Source organism: Janthinobacterium sp. 61 (assembly GCF_002846335.1).
In the GTDB taxonomy this organism is placed as follows: Bacteria; Pseudomonadota; Gammaproteobacteria; order Burkholderiales; family Burkholderiaceae_D; genus Janthinobacterium.
Genome location: NZ_PJMQ01000001.1, coordinates 498,092 through 515,047, shown reverse-complemented (window position 1 = coordinate 515,047; position 16,956 = coordinate 498,092). Strand labels below are relative to the sequence as shown.

Sequence of the window (16,956 nt, the reverse complement as noted above, 5' to 3'; positions counted from 1 at the left end):
CTCAAATTGAAGGCCAACTATCATGTCCACAGACACTCCCGGCGCCAGCCTGCGCACCGCCCTCGCCCGGCAAAACCAGGGAGCGCACCTGCTGGCGGCCGCCTGTCCGTCACGCGCCGTGCTCAGCCACCTGACCAGCCGCTGGGCCGTGCTGGTGCTGGTACTACTGCTGAGCGGCACACGGCGCTTCAGTGAACTGCGCCGCGAAGTAGGCGGGGTCAGCGAAAAAATGCTGGCACAAACCCTGGAGGCGCTGGCGGGCGACGGTTTCGTCCTGCGCCAGGCGTACCTGGTGATACCACCCAAGGTGGAATACAGCCTCACGCCGCTGGGACGCGAAGCGGCCGAACGCCTGGCCGTGCTGGTCGACTGGATCGAGGATAATTACCCGCGCATCGAACTGGCGCGCGCCGAACTGGCGCCACGGACTACGCAAACCGCAGCGTAAAACAGCACGCAAACGCATTGCTTTTGGTCACCAAGAATTATCGTTTACTCCTACTTGCCTTGATGTAATACTAGCCTCACAAAACGCGTAAGGACGCGACACCATGAATCAGTTGATTTCTACCATCGCCGACCGGGCCAAAGTGCTACTGGTGAGCAATTCACCTAACGATGTGCGCGAACTGCTGTATGTACTGGATCGGCATAACCTGGGGACGGGACTGGCGGGCGATATCGACGAAGGCGTGGAACTGGCGGCCGGCGGCACAGACCTGATCCTGCTCGACGCGGCCCTGGCAGGCACGAATATCGGCGCGACCTGCATGCGGCTGCGCAATGCGGGAGGAAGCCATGGCGTGCCGCTGCTGCTGATGTCAGCCAGCCCCAGCGCCGAGGAACAGGGCCGTAGCGTGGGCGCCGGCGCCAGCGACTACATCAAGATGCCCTTCAATGCGCGCGACGTGGCGGAAAAAATCCTCATGGAACTGGCGCTGCACAAGGCGGTAACGCCCGCTGCCCGCCCCGCCGCCACCCCTGCCGCGCCACTGAGGCCCCTGCATCCGCAAACACTGGAAGTCAATTACCATTCCATCCTGGCCGGCTCGCCCGACGCCGTGCTGCTGTTCGATATCGACAACTGCCTGCTGATCGATGCCAACCACCTGGCCGAAGAATTGTTCGGCATGCCGCTGGCCGAGTTGCTGCAAGGCGGCATGGAGCCGCTGTTCCCCAGGCAGCAGGACGATGGCCGCGCCTCGCAGCAATTACTGGAAGAAAAGATCCTCGATACCTTGCAAGGCAAGATCGTCGTCTTTCGCGCCAGCTGCTGTCACCGCGACAGCCACCCGATCGCCTGCGAAATCCGTTTGATGCGATTGTCCGTGCCGGGCCGCCAGCTCGTGCATGCGCGCATCATCGACTTGACCGAACGCAACCTCGCCGAAGCGATGCGCGCGGGTCAGAGCGCCTTGCTGGAAATGGTCGCCAAGGGTGCGCCCCTGAGCCCCACCCTGAACCAGCTGCTGCTCCTGATCGAAGGCCAGTCGCGCGGCGTACTCTGTTCCATCATGCTGCTCGACGATGACGGCATTCACATGCACAGCGCCGCCGGCCCCAGCCTGCCGCCCGAGTACATGGCCCTGCTCGAAGGCGTGGCCATCGGCCCCGACGTGGGCTCCTGCGGCACGGCCATGTTCCTGCGCGAAGCGGTGGTGGTCAGCGACATCATGCGCGATCCCCTGTGGGCACCCTACCGCGAGCTGGCGGCGCCGTTCGGCTTGCGCGCCTGCTGGTCGCGTCCCATCTTCGGCCAGGATGGCGCCGTGCTCGGCTCGTTCGCCATGTATTACCGCGAAGTGCGCAAGCCCGATGCGCGCGACCTGGAGCTGATCGACACGGCCACCGACCTGGCCGGCATCGCCATCGGCCGCATGCGCCATGAACGCGAGCTGCAGCGTCATCGCACCCACCTGGAAGAGCTGGTGGACGAACGCACGGCTGCCCTGACGCAGGCCAAGGAACACTCCGAACAGGCGAACCGCGAACTGGCCGCAGCGCTGGAAAACCTGTCCATCACGCAGGAAGAACTGGTGCGCCGCGACAAGCTGGCCGCGCTCGGTGCGCTGGTGGCCGGCATCGCGCATGAACTCAATACGCCGATCGGCAACGGCCTGGTGGTCGCCACCACCATGGCCGAGCGCACGCGAGAAATTCAGGCCAGCCTCCAGGGCGGCCTGCGCCGCTCCGAACTGGGCGCCTACCTGGCGCAGGCCAGCGAGGCCGATGCCATTATGTTGCGCAACCTGCAGCGCGCCGCCGACCTGGTCTCCAGCTTCAAGCAGATCGCCGTTGACCGCGCCAGTTCGCAGCGCCGGCACTTCCTGCTGCGCCAGTTCGTCGCCGAACTGATGCTGCCCATGTCCACGCCCCTCAAGGCCGCCGGCCTGAGCCTGACGCAAGACGTGCCGGACGGCCTGGCCATGGACAGCTACCCAGGTCCGCTGGGCCAGGTGCTCAGCAACCTGCTGGAGAACTGCCTGCGCCATGCCTTCGAGGGCCGCAGCGGCGGCAGTATCGCCATCACCGCGCGCGGCAGCGACGACGGGCAGACGATCACCCTGTCCATCGCCGACACGGGCGTGGGCATCGCCGCCGACGACCTGGTGCATGTCTACGACCCCTTCTTCACGACCAAGCTCGGTTCCGGTGGCTCGGGCCTGGGCCTGCATGTGGCGCACAACATCGTCACCGGCGTGCTGGGTGGCCATATCGACGCCATCAGCAGCACGGGAGCCGGCAGCGGAACCACCTTCACCCTGCAACTGCCCGCCGCCGCGCCGCAATCGCACGCCCCCTGAATGGCAAGCGCGCTACAATGCCCATAGGCATTAATTTCGGAGCACTTATGAAATACCTGATCGCCACGGCCCTGCTGGCAGCGTGCGCCTGCGCAATGGCCGGACCGGCCCCCTGGTACCAGTGGCGCAGCAAGGTCGACGGCACCCTGTCGTGCGCCCAGTCCACCCTGGGATTTGGCTGGGAACTGGCTTCAGGACCTTACAAAGATAGCCGTTGCGAAAAACCTGCGCTTGTTAAATAATGGGGCCATGACCACACGGGGCACCGGCTTGAGAGCAAGCGATGGCAATGCGGCGTCGAAAGAGTATGGAACGATAAGAACGTATCTATTCAAACCGAGGAGACCACATGTTTACGAATCCCGAACAATTCGCATCGGCCACCAAGGCCCTGTTTGAATTCCAGCTGATGACCTTCAACACGCTCACCTCCAAAGCCGTGCAAGGCGTGGAACAGGTACTGGCGCTGAACATGGCCACCGCCAAGTCCGGCATCGAAGATGGCCTTGCCGCCAGCAAGGAAATCAGCCAGGCCAAGGATCCGAAGGCCGCCATGGCCGCCGCCGCCGCCCAGCTGCAACCAGGTGTGGCCGGTGCAAAAGCCTATAAACAACAACTCGACGACATCATCAAGGAAATCCACACGGAATTCACCACGGCCGCAGAAGCCCATGTGGCCGAAGCGAAAAGCAATCTGAGCGCCCTGATCTACGACGTCACGAAAAACGTGCCGCCGGGCTCGGAAAACGCCGTGGCCATCGTCAAGGCCGCCATCGACAATGCCTTCCTCGGCTACGAGCAAGTGACCAAGGCCACCAAGCAAGCTGTGAAGACCGTGGAAGATCAAATTGCCAAGGCCAGCGCGCAGGTGGCGCAGGCCACGGAAAAGGCCACGGCGGGCGCACAAGCCGCGGCTGACAAGGCGGCGCCTGCCGCCAAGCCGAAAGCTGCCAAAAAGTAAGCGATGTAGGTCGGATTCGCGCGGCAAGGCCGCGCGTAATCCGACGCATTGTTGGCGCCAATGGTGATGTCGGGTTACGCGCGCAGCGCTAACCCGACCTACGACCCGGCCGACGACGCATCCACCGGCATGATCCGATACACGCAGCGCCTCCCCCCGTCCAGCAGATATTCACTGCGCTCCACTTTGCAATCGTCCCCTAACACCCGCTGAAAGATGGCCAGCTCCGAGCGGCAGAAATTCTGGCATGCCGTGGCCGCCGCGCAGATCGGGCAATGGTTTTCCACCAGTAAGACACTGCCATCGTCCTGCGGCTCGGCATGGGCCATGTAACCCTCGCCATCGCGCGCCCGCGCCAGGCTATCGACTCGTTGCGCCAATTCAAGCCGCAAGTCGACCAGCCTGGCGTAGGCGGCTTCGCTGCTGCGCTCGCGCGCAACGATCAACTTATCCAGCCCCTCGTCGCCGAACAGGGTTTTGACTTGCGCAATCAATTCCAGGGTCAGGTCGGCATGGCGGTCAGGATAGCGCGCGTGGCCCTCCCGCGTCAGCGCCCAGCGCCGCGACGGGCGCCCCACCTTGTCGGCCAGGTCCTCGAAGGCCACCAGGCCCCTGCCCTGCGCCGCTTCCAGCTGGCGTCGCGCGCCCATGGACGTGATATCGAGCAAGGCCGCCAATTGCTGCGCCGTTTGCGGCCCGCGCATCTTCAGCAGGAACAAGGTCTGCTCGGACGTACTCGCGCTCATGCCACCGCCTTGGCGTCCACGGCGCCGTCCAGCTGCCGGCGCCAGGCCGCCATGCGCCAGGCGGCCCAGGCGGCGGACAAGGCGCCCGCGACAAGGATCAGCCGCGTGTCGATCAAGGTCAGCACGGAACCGCTGAGGGCCACGACGATGTTGGCGATGCAAAAAGTGGTGGCCAGCAAGCCCATCACGGCGCCCTGCCCGTGCGCGCTGAAGCGCTCGGCGCACCAGCCCTGGATCACCGTGTTGTACAGCGCATTCGGAATGCCGAACAGCACGATGGCAGAGATGCCCACCCAGATATTGCCTAGCGCCAAGATCCCTACGGCCAGCGCCACGCCGCAGGCATACCAGCTGGCCCGCAGCAGCGGCGCATGGCGGCTGGGACCGCCCGCCAGCAGCGAAGTGATGGTCATCGTGCCGCACAGGCCCACATTCACCCAGGCAATTTCCTGCGCATGGTAACTGGCCGTCTCGACCAGCCACAGCGGATAAAACTCATAAAAGCTTGCCACGCCGCAGGTGAGTGCCAGTTGCACGATGAACAGGGTGCGCAGCTCCGCATGGCGCAACAGGTTCAGAGAATGGCGGTCGCGCGCCACCTGCCACCACGACGTCGTCAGCAAGGACGGCGTTTCGCGCGGCAAGCCGGCGGCCACCAGTACGGCGACGAGCATCAGGGCGGCGGCGGCAATCCAGAACGGCACCGTCACGCCCCAATGCAAGGTGGCGCCCGCCAGGATCGGGCCCACCAGCCAGCCCAGGTAAAAGGCGCCATTCAGCCAGGACATGGCGCGCAGGCGTAGCGGCCCTGTCAACTGGTCGGCCAGCATGGCGCGCGCCACGGCGCCATTTCCTTCCAGCAAACCCGTGATGAAACGGGCCACAATGAACAGCGGGTAGGACTGTATCACCAGCGCCCAGGCCGTGATGGCGTGGCCGATGGCGGCGCCCACGGCCGTGCGCATCAGCAAGGGACGGCGGCCGTAGCGGTCCGACAAGGGTCCCAGCAAAGCCGAGCCGATCAGCAAACCCAGCGGATTGATGGTCAGCGCCAGGCCGAACAGCAGTTTCGACGGCAAGCCCAGGAAATTGTTGAAGGCGTTCGGCGCCTCGGCGGCAAACAAAGGCGGCAGGATAGGATATGGCAGGGAGGCGCCGATGGTCGACAGCAGCGCCAGCAAACAGGCGGCGGAAATCAGGATGATGTTTTTCATGCAGGCTCGAAGTATATTTTCTGGCAAGACTACGTGAGCAGGCCACATAAGTAAACCAAAATGTTTATTAATTATCCAGGCGTTGCCGCCATGATGCGCACCGTGCGCACCATCTCCTCGGCTATCATGCGCCCATGAATCACGTTTAACAGGGCAAACATGACACTGTCAGAAATTGAACACAAACACGGCTTCAGCTATCCTGCACTGTACCGCCAGCTGGAGCGCGACGGCATGCTGGCCGTGGGTGAATATGGCCCCGACTGGTACAAGCTGGTCTATCCCACATTAAAAGATAAACCCACCCTGCTGCTGCATGCCGATGATTTCGAATTGCTCAATATCGAGGCCGTTGCCGAAGCAGCGGACACCTTGCGCGACGCGGACGATTACCGGCAGATCGACCCCGCCTTCCGCTTCATCCCGTTCGCGCAAACGGGCGCGGGCGATCACTACTGCTTTTTCGCATCCAGCCTGCACGAGGGCGAGCTGCCCATTGTGCTGCTGTGGCATGACCAGAACGAAGCCCAGTACCTGGCGAAAAACCTGCAGGACTTCGTGTTTCACATGTTGTTGATCAGCATGGCGGACCAGGATACGTACAACGAGGTCAGCGACGAGGAATTCAGGGAGCAACTGGCAAAGACCCTGGGCACGCATGCGCGCTACCTGACGCCGGAACAGGCGCAGGTCCTGCAAACGCTGCTGGCCAGGGACATCATCGATTACGAGGTGGTGCTGCCGAAAGGACGCAAGGAAGCCCATCGGGGCTTGCTGACCGATACCGAACTGGCCAGCCTGCGCGAGGGAATGATTCCCTACGCAAAGTTCGACAACTGTTTTGCCTACAGCACGGCTGGCTGAACATAATTCGCTGGGCAAGCGGCGGCTGAAGGTTTAAACTGTATATAAACACAGTAAAACCCTTCACCTTGCAACTTGCCCTATTGCCATCCCCATGCTGAGAGTCCTGGAAAATCCCCTGTACTATCTGGATAATTTCCAGGATGTGCTGAGTTGGATCAGCGCGCGTTACGCCGATCTGCTGAGTGCTGAAGAAATGCAGTTCATCGCCGCATTCGGCGCACTGCCGCAGCCGTCGCGCGCCCTGTTCGTGCGCCTCGTCATGCGCAAGGGCTGCCTGTTTCGCGCCAGCAAGCTCAATTATCCGGAAATCGGCGACACGCGCGCGGCCGCCCTGCCTTTGCTGGCCTTGGCATGGGTGGAAGCCGATCCCCTCATCTCGCTCGATGAGCTGTTCGACTTGCTGCTAAAAGCTGAGATCGCCCAGGCCTTTCACCTCGGCGCGCCCCTGAAAGCGGCACGCAAGGCCGAGCAGCTCGACGCCTTGCGCGAACAGCATGCAGAAAATAAACCGTTTTCCACCTGGCATCCGGCCTGCAACGACGTGCTGTACCGCATCGGCCTGCAAGCGCTGTGCGACCGCCTGCGCCTGATTTACTTTGGCAACTATCACCAGGACTGGTCGGAATTCGTGCTGTCCGATCTCGGCGTGTACCAGTACGAAAAAGTGGAATTCTCGCCGCAATCGCGCGGCTTTCGCACGCGCCAGGATATCGAGTACTACGAAGTGCTGCACCAGTGCCGCGAACGCTACAACGACAGTGCGCCGGCGAACGAAGTGCTGCAGGAACTGGCGGCGTTACCCTTGTCGCAGGACAATACCTGGCTGGCCAGCCGGCGCGACAAGCTGCGTTTCCAGATCGCCCAGCATCTGGAGAAATGCCAGGACTGGCCTGCCGCCTACCGCGCCTACGCCGATTGCCGCTATCCGGGCGCGCGGGGCCGCGCCATCCGCGTGCTGGAAAAAGATGAACAGCCGCAAGCGGCCTACGAGCGCTTGACAATCGCGCTGGCAGCGCCCGAAAGCGAGGCGGAGCTGCAATTATTACTGCGCATGGCGCCCCGTTTGCGGCGCAAGCTGGGCCATGCGAAGCAGGCGGCCAACGCCCCCACCGCCGTCGAGCGCATCGACCTGCTGCTGCCCTATCCAGGCGTAGCGTGCTACGTGGAGGGCGTGGTGCAGCAGCACCTGATGCAGGACGACGCGCCCGTGTACTACGTAGAAAACACCCTGATCAACTCGCTGTTCGGCCTGCTGTGCTGGCCCGCCATCTTCAAGCCCATGCCAGGTGCCTTCTTCCACCCGTTCCACCGTGGCCCGGCCGACTTGCACAGCGCCGATTTTTACCAGCGCCGCAGCCTGGACTTTGCCGCCTGCCTGGCGCAACTGGACGACGGCACATATCAGGCGACGATACGCGCCGCACATGCCGCCAAGCACGGCATCGTCTCGCCCTTCGTCAGCTGGGAAGTGCTGGACGGCGGCTTGCTGGACCTGGCGCTGGCCTGCATCCCGTCCACCCACCTGAAGAAAGCGTTCGAGCGCATCTTGCTCGATATCAAAAGCAACCGCAGCGGCTTGCCTGATTTAATCCAGTTCTGGCCGGCAGAACAGCGCTACCGCATGATCGAAGTCAAGGGTCCGGGCGACCGCCTGCAAGACAACCAGCTGCGCTGGATTGCGTATTGCGCCGAACACGCCATGCCCGTCAGCGTGTGCTACCTGCAGTGGGAGGTGGCCACATGAGCGCCAGCAGGTACACGATCGCCGTGCGCGCCCTGTGCGAATTCACTGCCAAGGTGGGCGACCTGGACTTGCGTTTTACGCCATCGCCCACGGCGCAGGAAGGCATGGCCGGCCACGCCACCGTCACGGGCCGGCGCGACGACGATTACCAGCGCGAAATCAGCCTGTCCGGCGACTTCGGCCCCCTGCACGTGCGGGGCCGCGCGGATGGCTACGACCCGGCCCGGCGGCAACTGGAAGAGATCAAGACTTACCGGGGCGAGCTCGATGCCATGCCGGCCAACCATCGCCAGCTGCACTGGGCGCAGGCGCGCATCTACGGCCATTTGCAGTGCCAGCAGCTGAATTTGCCCATGCTGCGGGTGGCGCTCGTGTATTTCGACATCGCCAGCCAGAAGGAAACCGTGATGCACGAGGAATGCACGGCCGAGGCGCTGCGCATTTTCTTTGAGCAGCATTGCGCACTGTTCCTCGACTGGGCCGAGCAGGAGCTGGCGCACAGGGCCAGCCGCGATGCGCAGCTGACCAGCATGGCCTTCCCCCATGCCGACTTCCGTCCGGGCCAGCGCCAGCTGGCGGAAGCCATGTACAAGGCCAGCAGCCGCGGCTGCGGCTTGCTGGCCCAGGCTCCCACAGGCATCGGCAAGACCGTGGGCAGCCTGTTTCCCATGTTAAAAGCCACGGCAGCGCATGGCCTCGACAAGCTGTTTTTCCTGGCCGCCAAGGTGCCCGGGCGGCAAATGGCGCTCGACGCCTGTGCCATCCTGAAGGACAGCGCACCCCTGCTGCCCCTGCGCGTGCTGGAGCTGAGCGCCAAGACCAGCGCCTGCGAGCATCCTGACAAAGCCTGTCATGGCGAATCGTGCCCGCTGGCCAAGGGTTTTTACGACCGCTTGCCGCTGGCGCGCGAAGTGGCGCTGGCCAGTGGCCTGATTTTGGACAAGGAAGCCGTGCGCGCCATCGCCTTGCAGCAAGGTATTTGCCCCTACTACCTGGGCATGGAATTGGCGCGCTGGAGCGATGTCGTCATCGGCGACTACAATTATTACTTCGACCTCAGCGCCATGCTGTACGGCATGACCCTGGCCCACGACTGGAAGGTCAATGTGCTGGTCGACGAGGCGCACAATATGGTGTCGCGCGCGCGCAGCATGTATTCGGCGGAGCTGGCGCAAATCAACCTGAAAATGCTGCGCAAGTTTGCGCCCGAGGGGCTGAAAAAGCCGCTGGACCGCCTTTCCCGCCAATGGACGGCCCTGCTCAAGGAGCAGGATGGCGACTACCACGTGCATCCAGCCTTGCCGGAGAAATTCTTTGGCGCCCTGCAAGGGGTGGCGACGGCCATCGGCGATTACCTGGCCGAACATGCGGCGGCGCTCGATGAAGACTTGCAGCGCTTTTATTTCGACGTGCTGCTGATCAACCGCCTAGCGGAGAGTTTCGGCGCGCATTCGCTGTTCGATGTCAGCAAGACAAATACGGGATCTATTGCTGGCTCCACCGTCTGCATCCGCAACATCGTGCCGGCGCCCTTCCTCAAGGAACGTTTCGCGGCCAGCCACAGCACGGCCCTGTTTTCCGCCACCCTGAGCCCGTGGAATTACTATAGCGACACCCTGGGCATGCCAGCCGACACGGCCTGGGTCGACGTGGAATCGCCATTCCAGGCAGAACAATTGTCCGTGCGCGTGGCCGACAGTATTTCCACGCGCTATCAGCACCGCGCCGCCTCGCTGCTGCCCATTGCCCAGCTGATGGCGCGCCAGTATGCACAAACGCCGGGCAACTACCTGGCCTTTTTCAGCAGTTTTGATTACATGGAAAAGACGGCCACCCTGTTTGCCCAGCATTATCCCGACGTGCCCATCTGGCAGCAGCCGCGCCGCATGGACGATAGTGCCCGCACACAATTCCTGGGCCGCTTCGGTCTGGATACGCGCGGCATCGGCTTTGCCGTACTGGGCGGCGCCTTCGGCGAAGGCATCGACTTGCCCGGCGCGCGCCTGATCGGCGCCTTCATCGCCACCCTGGGTTTGCCGCAAATCAATCCCGTCAACGAACAGATCCGCCAGCGCATGGGCGACATCTTCGGCGCCGGCTACGACTACACGTATCTGTATCCGGGCATGCAAAAGGTGGTGCAGGCGGCCGGCAGGGTCATCCGCACGCAGTCGGACAAGGGCGTCGTGTATTTGATCGACGACCGCTTTTCCCGGCCGGAAATCCGCCAGTTGCTGCCATCCTGGTGGGACGTGCAGCTAGCCGACCAGTAATCTGAGCTTCTGGTAGCCCGCCTTGCTCACGGGTATCCTCGTGTCGTCGCGCAGGATGGCCACGTGGCTGTCCTTGGTGGCCGCCTCGATGCGGCGGATACCGTCGATATTGAGCAGATACGACCTGTGCACGCGCAGGAACTTGGCAGGGTCGAGCTGGGCTTCCAGCTCCGCCAAGGTCTGGCTTTTCAGGTAGGACTTGCCCTCGGAACGGATGCTGATGTAATCGTCTTGCGCTTCGACATAGTCGATGCGCGCGCTGGCGATGACGTGAACCTTGGCGCCGTCACGTATCAGCACGCGGTCCAGGGGCGCTGCGCGCGTGGCCGCCTCGCGCGCCACCGTCAGCACAGTCGCGGGCGTGCTGCGCTTGGCGCGCGCATGGGCCAGCGCCTGCTCGAAGCGCTGTTCGCTGAACGGCTTCAGCAGATAGTCCAGGGCATGGCATTCGAACGCTTTCAAGGCGTACTGGTCGTAGGCCGTGACAAAGATCAGCTTTGTCTTCGCGCCGGTCAGTTCCGCCACCTCAAAACCGTCCAGGCGCGGCATCTGGATGTCGAGAAACACCAGTTCCGGTTCCAGTTCCGCGATGGCCTTGACGGCCTCGAAGCCATTGCTGCACTCGGCCACGATGTCGATATCGTCATGGCGCGCCAGGTATTCGCGCAGCACGCTGCGCGCCAGCAATTCATCATCGACGATGGCCACCCGCATTCTTTCCTGCATTATGCTTCCTCCGTGTCACCGGTCTGCGCCGGCATCGATAGCGTCACTTCAAACGTCGCACCGCGCCGCGCCCAGTGCACGCCCGCCTCATGCCCATAGGCGCTGGCCAGGCGCTGGCGCACATTCTCCAGCCCCATGCCCTTGCCGCGGGCAGGTCCTTGATCCGCATCAACAGCATTGCGCACGGCAATCTGCAGCAGGCTGCCCGCGCGACGTACCTCGATCTCGATCAATCCGCCCTCCGTCAAGCCACAGATACCATGCTTGACGGCATTTTCCACCAGTGGCTGTATCAGCATGGGCGGCAGCAAGCACGCCAGCGCGGCGGTGTCGATGCTTTCCGACACTTGCAAGCGTTCGCCAAAACGCACCTGTTCGATGGCAAGGAAATGGCGGATCAGTACCAGTTCCTGCTCCAAGGTAATGTGCTTGTGCGCCTCCAGGCTCAGGCTCTGGCGAAAGAAACTGGCCAGCTGCACCGTCATCTGGCGCGCTCCCGCCGCATTGATAGACGTCAAGGCGCTGATGGAGTTCAAGCTGTTGAACAGGAAATGCGGGTCGATCTGCGTGCGCAGCATGCGCAATTGCGCTTCCTGCGCCATCAGCTGCGCTTCCAGGCCCCGCTGCTCGGCCATCCTGGCGCGTACGAATTCCAGCAGCAGATAATGCACGGCGACAGCGAGGCAATACAGCAGCAAGCCCAGGCCGAAAAACAGGGCCAGCAGCGATTGCGTCAGGTTCACGCCCAGCCAGCGCAGTTCCAGCAACAGGCTGACGCTGTTCAGAAATTGCAGCAAGGTGGCCCACAACAAGCCGGCGAACAGGGCCGCTACGCCCATCACGCCGGCAATGGCGAGCGGATGGCCCGCGTGCAAGGGGTAGGCGCGGCACAGGTAAAACGCGGAAAAACCGGATCCTATCGCATACACGAGCGTGGCGGGCACCACCAGCAGGACGGCGTTGAGCCTGGGCGCATGGGCCACCCTGGCCAGCACGAACGCCAAGGCCAGGCCCAGCGCCAGGCAAACCACCACCACGGCCACGGCGCCGCGCCGCTTCGACAAGGTCCCGGACATGCGCGCCTAGTTGCGGATTTCCAGGCCGCCCATGATGGCGTAGCCCGTCACGTACAAACGCTTGTCCTGGTTCGGCGGCACGATGGTCTTTTCTTCGAAACCGCCGAGAATGGGCGTGCCCTGCAGCACCACGCTCCAGTCGGGCGGAATCTTGATGGTGACGCCGCCGCACAGGGCAAATACGTTGAGCACGGCTTCGCCTTCGATCGAGGCCTGGCGCAAGTCGATTTCGCAGCCGGCCATGATGACATTGATATCGCCGCCCCTGAAGCGCCGGGACGACACGCGCCGCACATAGCCGCCCAGGATGGCCGTTACTTCGATGATGCTGTCATCGTCCGCCTGCCCGCTGGCGCCGGGCGCTGCCGCTGCGGCGTCCTTGTCCAGCGACACGGCACCATTGCGGGCCTGGCCGAAAGAGTCAGGCGCTGCCGTGCTGTCCTGCTGCGCGGCAAAGCGCCGGCGCCGCTGGCGCTGTTGCGCGCCGGGCAAGGACTTCGACACGACGGCCACCCCCAGGCCGATGATCAGCAAGGGCCACAACAAGTCCCAGTTCATGTAGAAAATGCCCATGTGCTTGAGGGTCCATACCACACCCAGCAGCACCAGCATGCCGCCCAGCAAATAGCCGTTCGCGCTGCGGCTTTGCGACAGTTTCAGCAAGCCAAACACGATCAGCACCGTGGGCCAGAAGCGAAAGGTGTAGCGCACATTGATGAAACCGAGGTTATCGAGCAGGAACAACAAGCCCAGGCCGATGACAATGACGCCCAGCACGATCTGCGATGGCGAGTGCAGCGGCGGTTTATTTTTCATGCTCGGACTCCCGGTAGGCAATAAAATGTTTGTTCAACAGCGGTTCCAGCACGAGGCCCACACCCCAGGCGATCAGCAAGGCTGGCCAGCTATTGTAGAAATTCAAATTCCACAGTTCTTCGTACGACACATACCACCAGGCAGCGAAAAAGATCAGCCACAGGCCACTCAGTACCTGCTTCGCGGACACGGGCGTGAGCAGTTTGTTCAGGCCGAAGACGACCAGTATCAGCGGCCAATAATGCCATAGTGCATAGTAATGGTGGAGATAGATCACATCGAGTCGGTCCAGCAGGATGATGGCGCCGATGGCGATCAGCAGCACGCCCCACAGCAGCTGGGTACGGCGGCAATAAGCTGGTTCAGATTTCACGGTCACCCCTGGTAGTTGGTTGATCGTAAAGATACGCGGATTTCGGGCGCGCGAAAACACCGCTTCGGCGAATGGCGGACAGATGGCGGTGAATGGCGCAGCGGCAGGAACGAGAGGCAAAAAAAGACCGGCTGGCGCCGGCCTTGAAGGGGTTCGCAGTACACACCGCGACCTGGAGTTACAGTGAACAGCCGCGTGGCGCCAACGCGCCGGCAGCGAAAATCTGGTGCCGATCCTTGAGGCGACCGGCTGACCTGCTGGAAGATCGAACATGCCGCCAACTTCACGGCAGTGCGTCTCAACCAAGCAAAGCCATCATACTCCTGATCGCCACAAAGCACCGTTCGCTAGCGCACACAGATGCGGTTTTGCTGAGCTGCATCAAGCGATGATGGCATGCGGCGGCTGCAACATGTCGTTCTCGATCCACTCCAGTACGGTCGGTCCCTGCGGCTGCCAGCCCAGCACGGTGCGTGCCCGTGCACCGCGCACGCGGCTGTTGGAACCGAGGCCGTAGGAAGCCATCTCGTCGCCCCATTCGGCAATCGCCTCGGGCAGTGGCCAATCCTGCGCAGGCCCCAGGTCCAGTGCCTTGGCGATGGCGGCCGTCATGTCGCGGAAGGCCGCTTCGCCCGACTCGACAAAGTAAAACGTACCAGCGGGCGACTTTTCCAGCGCCAGCAGATACAGGCTGACGACGTCGTCGATATGCACGTTGGACCAGATGTTGCGGCCCGGCCCCACGTGGCGCACGATGCCGCTCTTGCGCGCCTGCCTGAGCAAACGGGGCAACTGCACGCTGTCGCGCGGCAAGGCGCCATGGCCGTAGATCAGGGTATTGCACAGCACGCTGGCACGGATACCCTGACTGGCGCTGGCCAATACCAGGTCGTCGATGGCGACCCGGGCCGCCTTGTCGGCCGCAGGCGCGGGCAGCTTGTCTTCATCATAAATCTGCTCGGTACCCTCGCCGCCCGAAGCATCGCCGACGATGGACGAGCCGCTCGTGTGCAGGAACACTTTGTTCGTGCCGGCCAGTGCGTCGAGGATGGCTTCGACGGCGCCCCGGTGGTCGCTGCTGGCCGCATTGATGACGGCATCCGCCGCCTTCGCCTGCTCGATGAGCAATTCGCGGTCGTTCAGTGTGCCGACGACGCCGTGCACGCCCAGGGTGGCCAACTCGGCCAGCTGTTCCGGTTTGCGCACGAGGCCCGTGACCTGATGGCCGGCGCGCACGAGGCCCGCCGCGATGGAACTGCCGATGAAGCCAGCTGCGCCCGTCAAAAATACTCGCATCATTACTCCTTTGTTGGTTCAGATTGCAATCAATCACACCAACAAAGTATGCGCCGTTTCCCCTTTCGCAAAAAGCAGCTGCCCAGCAAAAGATCTATGACTTGGACGCAACAATCTTCTGTTTGAGCTGCAGGGCGGCAATGTAACGGCTCCGGTAGCCGGGGTCTTGCGGCGTGATTAAGGTGAGCCTGTCGCGCGCGCGCGTGGCGGCCACATAAAAACGGTTTTCCTCTTCCAGCGGGTCAGTCTTGCTGCGCGGGAATTCATCGACGGCAAGGTAAGGCAAGATGACGTGGTTGTATTCGAGGCCCTTGATCTGGTCGATGCAGGCGATCACCAGCCTGGCCTTGCCGCTGGTCACGGCAACGGCCTCCTCCATCTCGCCCAGCCAGCCGGCAAAGCCGCCCAGCGACACGCCCGCTTCGCTGCACACGGCAATGAAGCCATGCAGGGAACGGGCGACGACCCGCGCCTGCGCCGGATCGACATAGATGCGCCGCGCCGTTTGTTCCAGCTGCATCAGGCCAAAGATGTGCTGCAGAGCGTCGCCCGCCAAAGCGTCGGGTGGCAGCGCGCGCAGGTAGTCGACGGCGGCCAGGGTCAGCGCCGCCTTGTCCTGGTTGTGCGACTTGGCCAGCTGGTTCGTCAGGAAGCCTTCCAGCAAGTCCGGGTAATTGGCCACGTCGGCCTTGGCTTGCTGCAACTCCGTGCGGGTAAACGGGATCTCCGCAAAGGCCACCAGGGCTTCGAGAATTTCGCCGCGGCGCGGGCCGCTCTTGATCGCGTGCAAGTCCTTGCGGGCGATGGCGACCATGCCGCGCAGCATCAGCACTTCCAGGCTCAGCAGATAGCTGTTCATGTCCACCAGGCCATACGCAATGCCGCTCTGGAACAGCGCCGTTTCCACGCGGATAGCCTGGTCGCGGTCACGCAGCAAAATGGCCGTCGTGCCCGCATGCGCGTGTTCGAGCGCGGCGATCAGCTGGGCGCTGCACGCTTGCGGCTGCGCATGATCGTACTCGAGCACGTCGATGTGGGTGGCGCGCGACAGGGCCGACACGCTGGCCTTGTTCTTCAGCACCCCCACGGCCTGCGCCAGCTGCGTGCCATAGCGGTAGGATGCCGTCAGCGGCAGGCGCTGCAAGGCAGGAAACTCCTGCTCGAAGCGCTGGCGCAGGAAGCGATGGTCGGCGCCCGACCAGGTGTAAATCACTTGATCCTTGTCACCGGCGCCGCAGAAAAAGGCGTTGCCGCGGCGTATCAGCATGGTCAGCAGGCGGAACGACGCTTCGTTCAGATCGTGCAATTCATCGGCCACGATGATCTGGAAGGCCGGCAATTGCTGGCGCAGCGGCTCGTCGCCGTGGAGCATGCGCACCAGATCGTAGGTGGCGTCGAACGGTGCGCGGAACTGGATATCGCCCGTGTCGGCGCCGCGCAAGCCTTCGTATTCGCGCAGCCACAGATAATGCGTGCGCGACATGCCCAGCAGCTCCAGATTGTCATCCAGGGAATTGCTCTCGAAGTCAGGATTTTGAAAATCCAGGCGTGCCTTGGTGCGCAATTGCAGTTTCAAAAACTCGGCAATCGCCCCGTTGGTCGTGTTGATTTCCAGCGGATAACGGTGGGCGTACTTTTCCGACACGACTTCCAGTGCTTCCCAGGCCACGGGACGCAGCTCTTCATCGCTGCGCATGAACGCCACCTGCATGTTTTCCAGCTGCAGCAACACCTTGGCGGCAAAAGCGTCGAAGGTGTCGATGGTCAGGCGCTTGACGACGCCCAGCGGCACGCCCACTTCCAGCAGGCGCTGGCGCAGGGCCACGCGCGCCGCCTCGGTGAAGACCAGGGCCAGCATGCGTTCGGGCGCGCGCCCCCGGTGCAAGGCCTCGGCCAGGCGCAGGGCCAGAGTCGTCGTCTTGGCCGCGCCGGCATTGGCGTCGATCAAGACCACTTTCTTTTGCGCTGTCTGGACGGCGACCTGCTCCAGCGTGGGCGTGATGCGTTTGGGAATGAACTGCGGGGCGTTATCTGTACTCAAAAGTATTCCTGAAAAGGGT

At 62.9% G+C, this 16,956-nt stretch carries 15 protein-coding genes; 7 read left to right on the top strand and 8 right to left on the bottom strand.

Going from position 1 to position 16,956, the window contains the following annotated elements; genetic code table 11:
- Nucleotides 1-22 precede the first annotated feature (22 nt).
- From CLU92_RS02380 to phaP, 4 genes are all read left to right on the top strand, one after another.
- Nucleotides 23-448, top strand: a complete 426-nt coding sequence (locus CLU92_RS02380; RefSeq protein WP_101480565.1) for a helix-turn-helix domain-containing protein — start codon at nucleotides 23-25, stop codon at nucleotides 446-448.
- Between the two features lie 103 nt (nucleotides 449-551).
- A complete protein-coding gene (locus CLU92_RS02375) occupies nucleotides 552-2,804 on the top strand; it encodes an ATP-binding protein (RefSeq protein WP_101480564.1) in 2,253 nt (750 codons plus the stop codon).
- Nucleotides 2,805-2,851: 47 nt separating this feature from the next.
- Nucleotides 2,852-3,046, top strand: coding sequence for a hypothetical protein (locus CLU92_RS02370; RefSeq protein WP_071078190.1), 195 nt, complete (start codon nucleotides 2,852-2,854; stop codon nucleotides 3,044-3,046).
- A 107-nt stretch (nucleotides 3,047-3,153) separates the two neighbouring features.
- Nucleotides 3,154-3,765: a TIGR01841 family phasin gene (phaP, locus tag CLU92_RS02365; RefSeq protein WP_101480563.1), complete on the top strand. Its 612-nt coding sequence runs from the start codon at nucleotides 3,154-3,156 to the stop codon at nucleotides 3,763-3,765.
- Nucleotides 3,766-3,863: 98 nt separating this feature from the next.
- Here phaP and CLU92_RS02360 read toward each other — a convergent pair whose 3' ends face one another.
- Nucleotides 3,864-4,511: a metalloregulator ArsR/SmtB family transcription factor gene (locus CLU92_RS02360; protein WP_101480562.1), complete on the bottom strand. Its 648-nt coding sequence runs from the start codon at nucleotides 4,509-4,511 to the stop codon at nucleotides 3,864-3,866.
- Nucleotides 4,508-5,725 carry an MFS transporter gene (locus CLU92_RS02355; RefSeq protein ID WP_101480561.1) on the bottom strand — a complete coding sequence of 406 codons (1,218 nt, stop codon included), beginning with the start codon at nucleotides 5,723-5,725 and terminating at the stop codon, nucleotides 4,508-4,510. The genes CLU92_RS02360 and CLU92_RS02355 overlap by 4 nt, the downstream gene beginning before the upstream one ends.
- A gap of 159 nt (nucleotides 5,726-5,884) precedes the next feature.
- On the opposite strand from CLU92_RS02355, the gene CLU92_RS02350 reads away from it, so the two are divergent.
- The 3 genes from CLU92_RS02350 (at nucleotide 5,885) to CLU92_RS02340 (ending at nucleotide 10,609) form a co-directional block, all read left to right on the top strand.
- Nucleotides 5,885-6,589 carry an SMI1/KNR4 family protein gene (locus CLU92_RS02350; protein WP_101480560.1) on the top strand — a complete coding sequence of 235 codons (705 nt, stop codon included), beginning with the start codon at nucleotides 5,885-5,887 and terminating at the stop codon, nucleotides 6,587-6,589.
- A 94-nt stretch (nucleotides 6,590-6,683) separates the two neighbouring features.
- Nucleotides 6,684-8,336: a VRR-NUC domain-containing protein gene (locus CLU92_RS02345; RefSeq protein WP_101480559.1), complete on the top strand. Its 1,653-nt coding sequence runs from the start codon at nucleotides 6,684-6,686 to the stop codon at nucleotides 8,334-8,336.
- Complete coding sequence (locus tag CLU92_RS02340; RefSeq protein WP_101480558.1) at nucleotides 8,333-10,609, top strand: ATP-dependent DNA helicase; 2,277 nt, start codon at nucleotides 8,333-8,335, stop codon at nucleotides 10,607-10,609. Before CLU92_RS02345 ends, CLU92_RS02340 begins: the two co-directional genes overlap by 4 nt.
- Here CLU92_RS02340 and CLU92_RS02335 read toward each other — a convergent pair.
- The 6 genes from CLU92_RS02335 to CLU92_RS02310 all read right to left on the bottom strand — a co-directional run bounded on the left by CLU92_RS02335 (nucleotide 10,595) and on the right by CLU92_RS02310 (nucleotide 16,937).
- Nucleotides 10,595-11,323, bottom strand: coding sequence for a LytTR family DNA-binding domain-containing protein (locus tag CLU92_RS02335; RefSeq protein ID WP_101480557.1), 729 nt, complete (start codon nucleotides 11,321-11,323; stop codon nucleotides 10,595-10,597). The two genes, CLU92_RS02340 and CLU92_RS02335, sit on opposite strands and share 15 nt — an antisense overlap.
- Before the next feature lie 11 nt (nucleotides 11,324-11,334).
- Nucleotides 11,335-12,411: a sensor histidine kinase gene (locus tag CLU92_RS02330; RefSeq protein ID WP_101480556.1), complete on the bottom strand. Its 1,077-nt coding sequence runs from the start codon at nucleotides 12,409-12,411 to the stop codon at nucleotides 11,335-11,337.
- Nucleotides 12,412-12,417: 6 nt separating this feature from the next.
- Nucleotides 12,418-13,227, bottom strand: a complete 810-nt coding sequence (locus CLU92_RS02325) for a LiaI-LiaF-like domain-containing protein (protein ID WP_101480555.1) — start codon at nucleotides 13,225-13,227, stop codon at nucleotides 12,418-12,420.
- Complete coding sequence (locus CLU92_RS02320; RefSeq protein ID WP_257560895.1) at nucleotides 13,217-13,600, bottom strand: LiaI-LiaF-like domain-containing protein; 384 nt, start codon at nucleotides 13,598-13,600, stop codon at nucleotides 13,217-13,219. The genes CLU92_RS02325 and CLU92_RS02320 overlap by 11 nt, the downstream gene beginning before the upstream one ends.
- A gap of 381 nt (nucleotides 13,601-13,981) precedes the next feature.
- Nucleotides 13,982-14,896: an NAD-dependent epimerase/dehydratase family protein gene (locus tag CLU92_RS02315; RefSeq protein WP_101484453.1), complete on the bottom strand. Its 915-nt coding sequence runs from the start codon at nucleotides 14,894-14,896 to the stop codon at nucleotides 13,982-13,984.
- A 94-nt stretch (nucleotides 14,897-14,990) separates the two neighbouring features.
- Nucleotides 14,991-16,937: a UvrD-helicase domain-containing protein gene (locus CLU92_RS02310; protein ID WP_101480553.1), complete on the bottom strand. Its 1,947-nt coding sequence runs from the start codon at nucleotides 16,935-16,937 to the stop codon at nucleotides 14,991-14,993.
- Between the last annotated feature and the right edge of the window lie 19 nt (nucleotides 16,938-16,956).

What these genes read in the sequence shown, in the direction of transcription:
- CLU92_RS02380 (WP_101480565.1), top strand. Translation starts at nt 23, where the DNA reads ATGTCCACAGACACTCCCGGCGCCAGCCTGCGCACCGCCCTCGCCCGG.
- CLU92_RS02375 (WP_101480564.1), top strand. Translation starts at nt 552, where the DNA reads ATGAATCAGTTGATTTCTACCATCGCCGACCGGGCCAAAGTGCTACTG.
- CLU92_RS02370 (WP_071078190.1), top strand. Translation starts at nt 2,852, where the DNA reads ATGAAATACCTGATCGCCACGGCCCTGCTGGCAGCGTGCGCCTGCGCA.
- phaP (WP_101480563.1), top strand. Translation starts at nt 3,154, where the DNA reads ATGTTTACGAATCCCGAACAATTCGCATCGGCCACCAAGGCCCTGTTT.
- CLU92_RS02360 (WP_101480562.1), bottom strand. Translation starts at nt 4,511, where the DNA reads ATGAGCGCGAGTACGTCCGAGCAGACCTTGTTCCTGCTGAAGATGCGC.
- CLU92_RS02355 (WP_101480561.1), bottom strand. Translation starts at nt 5,725, where the DNA reads ATGAAAAACATCATCCTGATTTCCGCCGCCTGTTTGCTGGCGCTGCTG.
- CLU92_RS02350 (WP_101480560.1), top strand. Translation starts at nt 5,885, where the DNA reads ATGACACTGTCAGAAATTGAACACAAACACGGCTTCAGCTATCCTGCA.
- CLU92_RS02345 (WP_101480559.1), top strand. Translation starts at nt 6,684, where the DNA reads ATGCTGAGAGTCCTGGAAAATCCCCTGTACTATCTGGATAATTTCCAG.
- CLU92_RS02340 (WP_101480558.1), top strand. Translation starts at nt 8,333, where the DNA reads ATGAGCGCCAGCAGGTACACGATCGCCGTGCGCGCCCTGTGCGAATTC.
- CLU92_RS02335 (WP_101480557.1), bottom strand. Translation starts at nt 11,323, where the DNA reads ATGCGGGTGGCCATCGTCGATGATGAATTGCTGGCGCGCAGCGTGCTG.
- CLU92_RS02330 (WP_101480556.1), bottom strand. Translation starts at nt 12,411, where the DNA reads ATGTCCGGGACCTTGTCGAAGCGGCGCGGCGCCGTGGCCGTGGTGGTG.
- CLU92_RS02325 (WP_101480555.1), bottom strand. Translation starts at nt 13,227, where the DNA reads ATGAAAAATAAACCGCCGCTGCACTCGCCATCGCAGATCGTGCTGGGC.
- CLU92_RS02315 (WP_101484453.1), bottom strand. Translation starts at nt 14,896, where the DNA reads ATGCGAGTATTTTTGACGGGCGCAGCTGGCTTCATCGGCAGTTCCATC.